General features: G+C 38.0%; 3 protein-coding genes and 1 pseudogene. 3 read left to right on the top strand and 1 reads right to left on the bottom strand.

The genetic code is table 11. From position 1 onward, the window contains the following. The first annotated feature begins 43 nt into the window (after positions 1 to 43). The 3 genes and pseudogenes from P6280_RS04725 (at position 44) to P6280_RS04715 (ending at position 2146) form a co-directional block, all read left to right on the top strand. Positions 44 to 376, top strand: a complete 333-nt coding sequence (locus P6280_RS04725) for a ribbon-helix-helix domain-containing protein (protein WP_000399902.1) — start codon at positions 44 to 46, stop codon at positions 374 to 376. A gap of 317 nt (positions 377 to 693) precedes the next feature. Beyond that, a pseudogene (locus P6280_RS04720) lies at positions 694 to 1391 on the top strand (ATP-binding cassette domain-containing protein). Then, positions 1391 to 2146, top strand: a complete 756-nt coding sequence (locus P6280_RS04715) for an ABC transporter permease (RefSeq protein ID WP_283237121.1) — start codon at positions 1391 to 1393, stop codon at positions 2144 to 2146. Before P6280_RS04720 ends, P6280_RS04715 begins: the two are co-directional and overlap by 1 nt. A gap of 57 nt (positions 2147 to 2203) precedes the next feature. Here P6280_RS04715 and P6280_RS04710 read toward each other — a convergent pair whose 3' ends face one another. Further along, complete coding sequence (locus P6280_RS04710; protein ID WP_283237120.1) at positions 2204 to 11794, bottom strand: vacuolating cytotoxin domain-containing protein; 9591 nt, start codon at positions 11792 to 11794, stop codon at positions 2204 to 2206. Positions 11795 to 11891 lie beyond the last annotated feature (97 nt).

Raw genomic sequence — 11891 nt, 5'->3', positions numbered from 1 at the left:
TTATAGTAGAATGCGAAAAATAAAGATATTTTAAGGAACAATGATGGAACACCATAAAGCACACACAACCATTCAGGCTTTACAAGCCAAACGCAAAAAGTTGCTAACAGAATTAGCCGAGTTAGAAGCAGAAATAAAAGTGAGCAGCGAACGAAAAAGTAGTTTTAACATTTCGCTCTCGCCCAGTTTGTTAGCTGAAATAGAAGAGATAGAATACGAAGAAAAAACAAGTAAAGAGCGAAGAATCAATCATAGCGTTTTACTCTCGCCCAGTTTTATGGCTAAAGTGGATGAATACATGAAAGAAAAAGGTTTTTCTAACCGCTCGCTCCTCTTTGAAAAAGCGTTGGAATTTTATATGTTAAAGCACCCATAAAACCAATAACGGACAAAAACGAGAGAATATTTTAGGGTTTTGATCATAACAAATCAAAAACTTCTCTGGTTTTTAGGGTCTTTCTTAATTTAAGGTCTTGGCTTTGTCTATTTTTTAGAGTTGGAGCGCTTTTTAAAATCTGATGTTGTTTTATGCGATTAGAGCGTATCTATCAGTAACGCTTTTGGCTCGTTTTAACAAAGATTGGTTAATTTTTAGCAACAATACGCTAAATAAAACCATCATTTAAATATAATAACCCTAGATGGGATTTTAAACCATTTCTATCAAAGGAGATTTTATGCAAAGGGGATTTTATGATTTCTAATATCAGCATACACCCAAAAACCATGTTTAAAAACGCTTTAAATATACAAGATTTTTCATTTAAAAGTCATACTAGCACAGCCATTATTGGCACAAATGGTGCTGGAAAATCAACGCTTATCAACACTATTCTAGGCATTCAGACTATAATTTTAAAGCACAAAACAATAATATTCCATACCACGACAACATTATACCACAACGCAAACAATTGGGAGTTGTCTCTAACCTATTCAACTATCCACCTGGATTAAACGCAAACGACCTTTTTAAATTCTATCAATTTTTTCACAAAAACTGCACTCCAAATCTATTTGAAAAAAATCTTTTGAATAAAACCTACGAACACCTAAGCGATGGACAAAAACAGCGCTTAAAGATTGACTTAGCTCTTAGCCACCACCCCCAATTAATTATTATGGATGAACCAGAAACCAGTTTAGAGCAAAACGCTCTTATAAGACTATCAAATCTCATAAGCTTGCGCAACACCCAACAACTTACAAGTATCATCGCCACTCATGATCCTATTGTCTTAGATAGTTGCGAATGGGTATTGTTCCTTAAGAATGGCAACATTGCTCAATACAAACCTTTAAATTCTATATTAAAATCTGTAGCTATAACTTTTGACCTTAAAGAAAAACTGAGCGCAAAAGACTTGTTGTCATTGTTAAAGGATATTTAATGGGTGCAATTTTATCTATTTTAAAACTTGAAATTAAATCTTATTTTACTAATACAAGCGCACTATTTTGGACTTTTATCTATCCTATTTTGATGCTCTTATTGTTAGTTTTTGTCTTTTCAAAAAACACTACTGATATTTTTTACTTTAATAGCATCATAGGTCTAATGGGATTACTCATTATTTCTAGTGCAATCTTTGGTCTTACACAAGCTATAGCAAGCTCTAGATCACATAATGTTTTCTTATTCTATGCACTATCACCAGCAACTTTCAAACAAATAACTCTTGCACTCATTACTTCAAGATTAATCGTTGTAATCCTATATGCTTTTATCTTTATTGTTCTCTCTTTTTATGCACTCAATATCATCACTATTCTTAATTTTAAAGCACTTATTTTGGGGTTTGTTAGTGTTTTTTCAAGTGCATTGTTTTGTTTTTGCTTGGCAATTTTTGTAGCTAGAATTTTTCAAAACGAACAAAGCATCTTAGGATTTTGTAATATCATCAATCTCTATGTGCTAATGTCTTGTAATGTTTTTGTTCCTTTAGAATACCTACCTAATATTGGTCAATTATTTATCAAAACATCTATTTTTTACTACCTTAATCAACTTCTAATCAAAGCTTTTCAAGGGATTGATACTATACTGGTTTTAGCAACTTCAACATTTTTCATTATTGGTGGCATTATTTTATTTTTACTAAGTGCTAATCGCATGTTACTAACACCAAAAGAACGCATGCGTTAAACACCTAGTCTTACCATTGATTTATTTAATGGCTCAAAAAGGGGTAAGCCCCCACCTTTAAAACGCTAAACGCATTCCAATATTTCCAGTGATATTGATCATTTTGTAGTCCAATCCAAACCTAGCCCCCACCCCAGCATTCACATAAAAGCTTTTGAATAACCTTATCTCTCCGCCTGTAGTGATGTTCGCAAAAGTGTTGTAAAGCTCGCCTTTTCTATAACTCAAAATGTTATCGCCAATGAAACGCACCAATTTATCCCCCATAGATCTCACAAGCAAATCCCTGCCAATGCCGCCAATCGCATAAAAATAAGAGTTTTTATTGAAATAATGGCGGTTTTCAAAAGCAAAATCAATCATTAAAACGGATTTTTTAGACGGATCCGCGTTCGCTTTAAACTGGTTATAGAGCGCGTTATTCATCACTCCATCCAAACCGGTCATGCCGATATAATAATACCTTAAACCAATTTGAGGTTTGACAATCACGCTCTTGTTTTTAAACATGAAATCATACCCGTAATTGACTCTCGCGTTCGTCGTCCATGTGCTGTATTGATAAGACTGATTGATCATAGAAAGCAGAGCGTCGTTGGAGCTAATTTGGGTTTTATTAGCCCCCCAAGTTTCATTGACGCTAAAAGTTAGCTCGCTCTTTTTAATGAAAGCCCTCGCATACAAGCCCACATTCACATTATTCGATCGAGAGCCAGTGATACGGCTATTAAACCCGCTATACCCATAAGCCGCATACCCTCCAACAATCACACCCTTAATGAATCTGTCATAGCCCATATTGATACCATAGAGCGTTCCTGTGCCATTTTCCACAAAGCTCACGCCCCCAACGCCGGTTGCCCAAAGGTTGTTTTTTAATTTATCCCTTTGAGAGTATTTTAAAATCACATCCATCGCATTAGGGATTGCGTCAGCAAATCTTTGGTTTTTAAGGCTGCTCAAGCGTTCGCTAAAATCCGTTGAATCAAAAGAAGCGAAACTAGAAAGCTTGGCTAAACGCCCCATTTGTTGCGTGTAAGTGTTGAGCTGTAAAACATCGGTGGAATTGTTTTTAAGATTAGATTTAGAAAGCATGCCTAAAGCGCTGGTAATATCTTTCATTAAAGTAACAATGTGTTCAGTGGAATTGTCTTGCAAATAATAAGGAGCGAACAAGGGATTACCCCCCTTAGCCACAAAAAGTGCATTCAGCCACATAAGGGAATTATTGCCCGCAGATTTTATCGCATTCAAACCAGCGCTGCCTTGAATGTATTTGATGTAATACTCCAAACTAGGGGCTTGAATGTTAATGGGTTTATCAGAGACGGTAACTTGAACTTTATCATAAAGGATAGATGAATACACCATTTGCCCTTGAGAATCTTTAAAGCTTACCACAAGACCGCCATCTTTAATATTGACCGGTTGGTTGTCATAGCTTAACGAATTGCCTTTCAATTGCATGCGTTTGCCATTAAAGTCAATCAAAGTGTAGAGTTTGAGGTAATCGCTCAAGCTCCCTCCAAGAATCATTTGATTATCATAGCCATAAACCATGCGTTTAGCATTAATAAGCGTGTAAGCGCCTTGCTTGAGTTGAGTGTTTAAGTTGATTAAAGCTTGATTATGGTAAGACATGATCGTAGAAGCGCCAGTTACATTAATAATCGTTTGATGGGTGGGGTTATTAAGATTAAAGATTAATGACCCTTCGCTCTTGAAATCGCCCCCCACATTCAAACCATTTTCATTCGTGCCAAGAGTCGCTCCTTTTACCACATTGAAATTACCGCTGATATTGACCCTGTAATTAGAGTTATTGTTAAAAGCGTTATTCACGATCAAATTATTCGCCCTTAAAAGAGCGTTTGACCCTAAATCCAAAGTCCCGATCGTGGTATTTTGTAAGACTTTTGAAAAATCCACTAATCCGTTCGCTTTAATTGTTCCTAAAAATGTGAAGTTATTCGCATTCACTTCTAGCGTTTCATCGGTTGGAGCGCTTAAAGTTGAAGAATTAGCTTTTTTCTCGCTCATGCAATTTAAAACATTCACGCAAATCTGACCTTTTTGAACGCTAATGTCATTTCGTGGCGCGTTCAGCGTTAAGCCGTTGGTAGCGTTTAAGGTATCTAGTGAAATATTAGAAAAATCTTTAGAAATAAAAGAAAGCTTGCCCTGATATTGCGTGAAATTGATGGTGTTTTTCCCGTTAAAAATAATGGACTTGCCCGCTACAAAATTCAATTCCCCCCCTGTGGCGTTACTAAACGAGCTGTTATTCACAAACACATAATCTTTAGCTAAGAAATTAAAATTCCCTTTTTGCCAAAGGTTGTGCAATCCCCTAGAGCCTAGTAAAGATCCCAAGCCAAATTGTTCCAATTCTTTTTGTAAGGATTTAGGCAGTATTGAGCCTAAACCTTGATTATAAACGCCTCCAAAGCCCTTATTAGCGATGATTTTATTGATCATTTGCCCTAGGACTTGATTGCTCATGATTTTATTCACTACGCCTTCGCCTAATAAGTCGTTTAACGCTTTTTCCCCTATGCTAGAAATGGTGCTAGTCAGCTCTTTGCTAGGGTTAGTGATGCTATTTAAAGCAATATTCACTAAAACGCTTAAATCCTGCGGGCCTAGCCAAGAAATGAGCTTATTGATTAAGGGGGCTTGATTGATCATTTGATTGAGAATATCCCCAAAGGTCGTTTTGTCTAAGAAACTCTGTAAGTCTTTGGCATCAGAGTTAGAACCTATTTTATCAAGGGCTTGATTTAACCCTCCAGGCACAAAATTATTGGCAAAAGAACTCAAGCTTTGTTTTCCATACCAGTTATTGATGAAATTCTCTACATTTTCAATCCCTAAAGTTTTAACAATGAATTTTTCAAACCCTGAAGAATGGGCTTGGATTTGCTCTAAGAGCAGTTGATCAATTTCTTTTCTTTTTGCCGGATCCAATGCGTTTAAAAGCCCGTTTTCACCAAAAACATCGCCCACCGTTTTAGAATTTAAAATTTCCATGATCGCGTTTTTAAATGCACTCACGCCTAAGAGGTTATTCACTTCAGTAGGGCTAAGCAACGAGCTTAAAGTTTTAGAGCCAAAATCTTTAGGGATCATGCTGGCTAGATCTTTAGGGATAGCGTTATCATTCAAGCTCTCTTCATAAATAATATTAGAAAGGATATTCACTAAACCTTTTTCCCCAAAAAGCTTTTCAATACCACCTTGCCCCAGATAAGAAAAGATTTTATCGGTCCCTTGAGCGTCAATATTGGCTTGATTGAGCACCAAATTAGTGCCGCTTTCAAAAGACACATTCGCGCTCCCTCCGCTCCCCCAAGCGTTCCCGCTGCCGATTGTCCCGGTAATGTAAATGTTTTTAGCCCTAAAATTAGCGTTAATGTAGCCCAAATAAGGCGAAGTGGAATGGAGCAACTGCCCTAAATTAGTCTGCCTAAACATCTGGCAAGTGTTATTCCCAACCGCGCATGGCTCTTTATAGCCATCGCCTCCAAACCACACCACGCTTTTAGTGTTCGTTTGCCCTTCTTTGATCGCTCCCACAACGAGATTGCCTTGAGAGAAATGATAATTAGCCGTGTTGGAAAAGCCATTGATAATCTTTAATAAGCTCTTCCAATTTTCTTGGTTTAAAGTGATACCATATTTTTCAAAGATACCAAGAATGGTTTCAAAACTATTCGGGCTATTGAGATTGAGATTATCTAAAGCCCCCGAAGATAAAAGATTGGCTATTTTAGGCAAAAATTCCTTGCCCAAATTGGCAATAACGCTTAAATCCTGCTTAGTGATAGCCTGATTATAAATGTGTAAGGCTTGTAAGGGCTGGTTTTGTGCGTTATAAGTCCCTGGTATCTCATTGTTTTGATTAAAGCCTTTGATATTGCTATTCAAATAATAAGTTCCGGCTTTGCCGCTTGTGTAATTATAGGAATTAGAGCTTTCATCATAAGGGTTTTTTTGGTAATCATACAAGCTAGGAGCGAGATTAAACATCTCATTATTAGAAACGCCGTTTTGAGAAATCTGCACTTTCAAGCGGTTGTTATGCAAGGTTTCTGTAATCGTTTCAGTCGTATTGAGCGGGTTAGTGAAACTCCAAGAATGAACGCCGTTATTAAACGAGTAATCAGCCTTGTCAATCTGTATGCCATAAAAACGGATCTTCTCATAGCCGTTATTCCCCATTAAACCCTGAATATTTTGAGCTTGTAAAATATTATAAACTAAGGGCTTGTTTTTTGCATCAAATAAATTCACATTAGACAGATTCAAAACCCCTTGAGTTCCAAAGCTAAAATTCCCGCTTGCATTAACAGATAAAGCGTTAGCGCCATTACCTAAAAGGTTTAGAGTGCCATTTAAAAGAACGCTTTGAAAATTCAGGGTGCTGTTGTTGCCTAAATCAAATGAAGCGTCTGCATTAAAGGTCGCTAGTTTAGTGAAAGAAATTTGAGAATTATTAGCATAAAAACTCACAGGAGCGTTAAAAACGCTATCGCCATTGAAGTTCAACAAGCTTGATCCGTTGAGGTTGAAATCCGTTTCCCCTTCTACGCTAAGTGTATTAAAGCTCGCTTGAGAACTTTCAGCTAAATTCATCGTAGAGTTATTTTCAAAAGTGGAAGCCCCTTGGAAATTGATATGGATATTTTTAGCCCTTAAATTGAGCGTGGCTTGATTAAAATTCGTATTCCCTTTGAAATTGATAAGGCGCACAGAACTGCCAAAATCAGGCGTTTTACCAAATAGTGGGATTCCATAAAAGGTTACATTAGCGTTATTGAAATTCACTTGATTAAAGCTTAATTGAGCGTTAGGGTTCAAATTCAAATAAGACACCCCATTAAAAGCGGTTGTGCCGTTAAAATTCGCCACGCTGTTGTTGTAAAAAGAAAGGCTTGAAGCGTTTTCTAAAGTCGTTTGGGTTTGGCTATCCCCAATATTAATAGCAGCGTTGGGCTTGACTGAGAGCCTAGAATTATTGAAAGTAACATTCCCATTCAATGAAGACTGATTCACATTTTTAGACACATCAATAACCATTTGAGAGTTATTGAAAATAATGTTATTGGCTTTCAAATCATAGCGGATACCCCCTCCTAAAATGGAATTAGTAAAAATCAAATCCGTATTCGCAACCATATTCACATACGATGAGCCGCTCTCAGTCGCTCCGTTAATATTGGTCCAGCCGCTAAAAGTGGTGTTTTCAAAAGTGATACGCCCTGAATTAAAATTAAAGCCTCCCCATGTGAAATCCCTAAAGTTAGAGTTTTTAATATCCATAGAAAACCTGGAATTAAAATTCGCCCACGAATGCTGGCTCGCACTAGTTTGTAAGCCCATAGCCACGGTTTGGAAATTCGTGTAATTTAACCCGTCAGCGTTCAAGGTTTCATCAGCGTTAAAATTAATCGTCGCCCCACCGCCAGCGTTAGGGTTGCCGACATTAAAGTTATTCGTTAAAAAGATATTAGTCGCGTTGAAATTGCCGTGCAAATACAGCAAATTATTCTTACCAAACCAGATAGATCCGCCATTATTATTGGCTTTTTCTTGTGCGCTCCCTAAAAGCAAAGTCCCTACCACCGTAGCCCCAAAGTTCAGCGACCACGCAAAAGCGCTAGAGCCAATAAGGTCTTGATTTTTATAAGGCGCGATATAGCACACGCCAACACACACAGGGGTTTTTCCCGGAATAAAATCAAATTGCTTCCTCACTTGACTCCAAATATCCTTAGAATCAGCGTCTGTGTGGAAAAGTGAAGAGTTGAGCGTAAGGTATTTATAGGTGATAGATCCCGAATTAAAAGTTTCTTCAAAAACAAATTTTTGGCCGTTGCTTTGGGTGAATTGCACAAAATAAGTGTTTTTCTCCGTCCTTAATAAAGTCCCTTGTTCGCCACCATAATGGATTAAATTCCATAAACTTTGCGAAAAAGTATTATCCGCTAAAGCTTGGTTATTGTATTTGATGCTATCCCCACTTAAAAGCGTGTAAGTGGTTTTATCGGTCAAATCCCTTTCAATGTTAAAAATACTATTATTGTCAATAGTGATTGATCCTTGAAGACGGCTGAAAGGATCGCTGTTAATGAGCGTGTTTGTGCCTTTAAAGGTGGTGTTTTTAGTGTCGTTAAACGAATAGCTACCGCCACTAAACGAGTTGTTGTTGAAAATAAGGTTTTGCACTTTTGCGTTGATATTATAGGAATTGAAGGTGTTATTTTCTAGGGTTAAAGAATTTCCGGCGCTGTTTTCACCCCCTTTATAAATCAAAGTGCCGTTATTGTTGAAAGTTACTCCGCTAATGGTGGTTGTGCCACTGCTATTAGCGTTATCCACGCCAAAATTCCCCCCTCCATTCACAGAGCCTTTGTCCCAAGTAATGTTATTGGCTTTAAGGTTAAAGCCCCCATGCGGGGTTTGGTTGCTAAAATTTGCGTTTGTTGCATTCAAATTACCATTATTGACAATGAAATTCATCCATGAATCTTGCAAACCGGCTTTATCGTTATTCAAACTAGCGTTAGCGATATTCAAACGCTTTTGAGCGTTAAACACTAAAGTCGCCCCCCCACCGGTTTGAGCGCCGTTACCAGAGCGAATCGTGCCAGTAATATCAATTTGATTGGCTTTAAAAACGCCTTGAATATAGCCCACTAGTCCCCATTCAGCCCCTGAAGTTTTCCCAAAACTCACCACGCTATTAGAAGTGGGATTCGCCCCATCAAGAAAAGGGGTGGTCTGATTGAACACTAAAACGCTGTTAGTGCCGCTATAATCTTGCGTGAAAACGCCTGTGCCAGCGTTCTTCCAAGTCGTCATGCCGTTGAGATAGAACACGGTGTTACTGGCGTTGTTATTGATATTTTTAAGATGGAATACATCATTATTGATACTCACGCAATGCGTGTAGCCTAGAGTGCATAAACGAGTGAGCGTGATCCCGTTATTAAAATTTTCTTTGATATAGTAAGTCAAGCCGTTATCAATGAATTGGACATTATAAATTTTAGCGCTGCTTGGCACGGATTGATTTTTATCAACTAGCGTGCCGCTAGGGTTTTCCCCACTCGTCCAGCGCAACATTTGATACAAAGCGTTATTATTATCCTTATAATCCACGCTTTTAGCGTTAAGCAATTGATAAGTCGTGCCTACGCTTAGGCTGTTCAAAAGCCCTTGCATGTTGAAAACAACGCCCTTATTGAAAGTAAAAGTTGTTTGAGTGCCGTTTATTTTAAATTGGTTATTCGCATTGAAAGTGTCATCAGTAAAACTGACTTTAGGGGTGTTATTGAAATCAAACACCCCCCCATTGAACGAGTTCCCACTAAAATCCACTTGCTTGGCGTTGAAACTAAACGATCCGCCATTAAACGAGTTGTTATTAAAAGTGTTTGTCTGCTCTGCGTGGTTGAAGTTAAACGAACCGCCATTAAATTTGTCTTCATTAAAGGTGTTATTTACACCATTAAAAGTGTAAGAAGCGTCATCTAAAACGGATTTTTCAATGGTGGTTGTGCCTTGAAACTTAAAATTCCCTGCTAAAAAGTTCGTGTTTTTAAAGGTGTAAGAATTTTTAGCGCCTTGAAATTTGTAATAAGCCTTGTTGAAATTCACGCTATCAAAAGCGCCATTACCGGTAAAATCATACCCTCCACCCGTCCAATCGTAAAAATCAGACTGAGAAACATTGATCTTGCCGCTCCCAGAGCTATCCCCTAACGCCATAAAAGTCATGTAAGAATTTTGTGAAGTGGTTTTTAGGTTTTTAAAAGTAGCTCCGGCGATATTAATTTCAGTCGTGCCCACAAAATTCAAAGTCGCCCCCCCACCGGTTTGAGCGCCGTTACCAGACATCATGTTACCGGTGATATAAACCCTATCGGCTGTGAAAGTGCCGGTGATATAGCCTGTTTTCCCCCAATTGATTCCCTCATACCCCCCAAAACGCACCGCGCTGTTAGATTTAGGGATGCTGCCATTAGCCCAAGGGGTCGTAGCGTTAAAAACTAAAGCGCTGTTTTTCCCGCCATAGGTTTGAGTGAATCTCGCATTAGTGTAATTCCAAGTGTTTAAGCCGTTAAGATAAAAAATCGCATCAGCTCTATCATCATTAATATTTTTTAAGTTAAAGACATTATCATGGATATTCACGCTATTAGTATAATAAATATTGTTCGCGCCATAATAGACAGATTGTAAAACAATAGAATCAGGGCTAAAAATTTGTCTAAAATGATAGAGCGTGCCGCCTAAATTATAGGTTACATGGTAAGTGTGGGTGTTGTTATTAGAAGTGGCGTTTTTGCTGTTGTCTTTTGTGGCTTGCGTGTTTTTAAGCCTGATGATATTCCATAAGTTACTGACATCATTGTAAGCGATAGAGCCATTTTTCATGCTAAAGAGCGTGTAAGCGCTTCCTATACTGGGCGTGTAATTTTGAATATTAAAAATCGCATTAGCGTTAATATTCACATTGCCGGTCATATTGACAAAGGGCGAAGTGGGGTTGTTGATCGTGGTTGTGCCTTGAAAATGAACATTAGCATTAGATCTATCAAAAACGAACCAACCCCCATTAAAAGTCAAATTATTAAAAGTAATATTACTTGCATTAAGAATGTAGGCATTTCCTATAGTATTGATATTACCATTAGGCATGCTCCCTAGAGCGCTGTTATTAAAGGTAACGCTATTGGCGTTAAGATTGAGTTTATAATGATTGATATTAGAGTTAGTAAAGGTGATGTTCCCCCCGATACCATTCCCACCCTTGTAAGTGAGCGCGCCGTTATTGTTGAAAGTTACTCCGCTAATGGTGGTTGTGCCATTGCTATCCACATTATCAAAGCCAAAATTCCCACCATTGACAATCCCGCCATTATAAGTGATCTTTCGCCCCTTCACATTAAAGCCCCCATTAGGGGTTTGGTTGCCAAAATCCGTGTTTGTCAAATTCACGCTATGATTGGAAATCAAATTGATCCAAGAAGTTTGTGTCCCGGCTTTGTCGTTTTTGAAATGTGCTCCATCGGTGGTCAAGTCGTTTGAGCTTTCAAACACAAGCGTCGCCCCTCCACCGGTTTTTAACTGATTGCCTGAGCCAATGTCCCCTGTGATAAAAATGTCTTTCGCTTTAAAATGCCCTGTGATATATCCCACATAGCCCTGATACTGGTGCCAAAAATCATTATACGCCCCCCCAAACCACACAGAAGAATTATTGGGCGTTGCGGAAGCGTTTTTTGTCCCTATGTATAACTTACTATTGTTATAGTTTTGCGTAAAACTCCTATTCCCCCCAGCCCAAGTGCGTAAAGGGCTGACATAGTAGGATTTGTTGCTGTTATTTTCATTCACGCTATTGAGCCAATACACCGAACTATTATAATCTTCAGCGCTCAAAGCTGAAACAAACCCTAGCCCTAAGAAGATTTTTTTGTTAAAGGATACGGAAAAGTTTGAACGCGTTTTTAAGGGATAAATTGTCAAAGACGAGTTTTTGATTTTATATTTTTTAGCGATTTTCTTTTTAACGCCCTTAAAAGAGCGGTTTTTAAAGCGTTTGTTTTTTAAATCTGTTTTATCATTTTTATCCATCATTTTAAACCCTATTCATGCGGTCATGCTAATACTTGCTAATACTTTTTGGCACTATCCATTATAACAATTAAAAAAGAATGCGCGATCTCTTTGTGTG

The sequence above is a fragment of the Helicobacter sp. 219-2 genome, assembly GCF_030053225.1.
GTDB lineage: Bacteria > Campylobacterota > Campylobacteria > Campylobacterales > Helicobacteraceae > Helicobacter > Helicobacter pylori_C.
The sequence above is the reverse complement of the archived record's forward strand: the minus strand, read 5'-3'. Positions and strand labels throughout refer to the sequence as shown.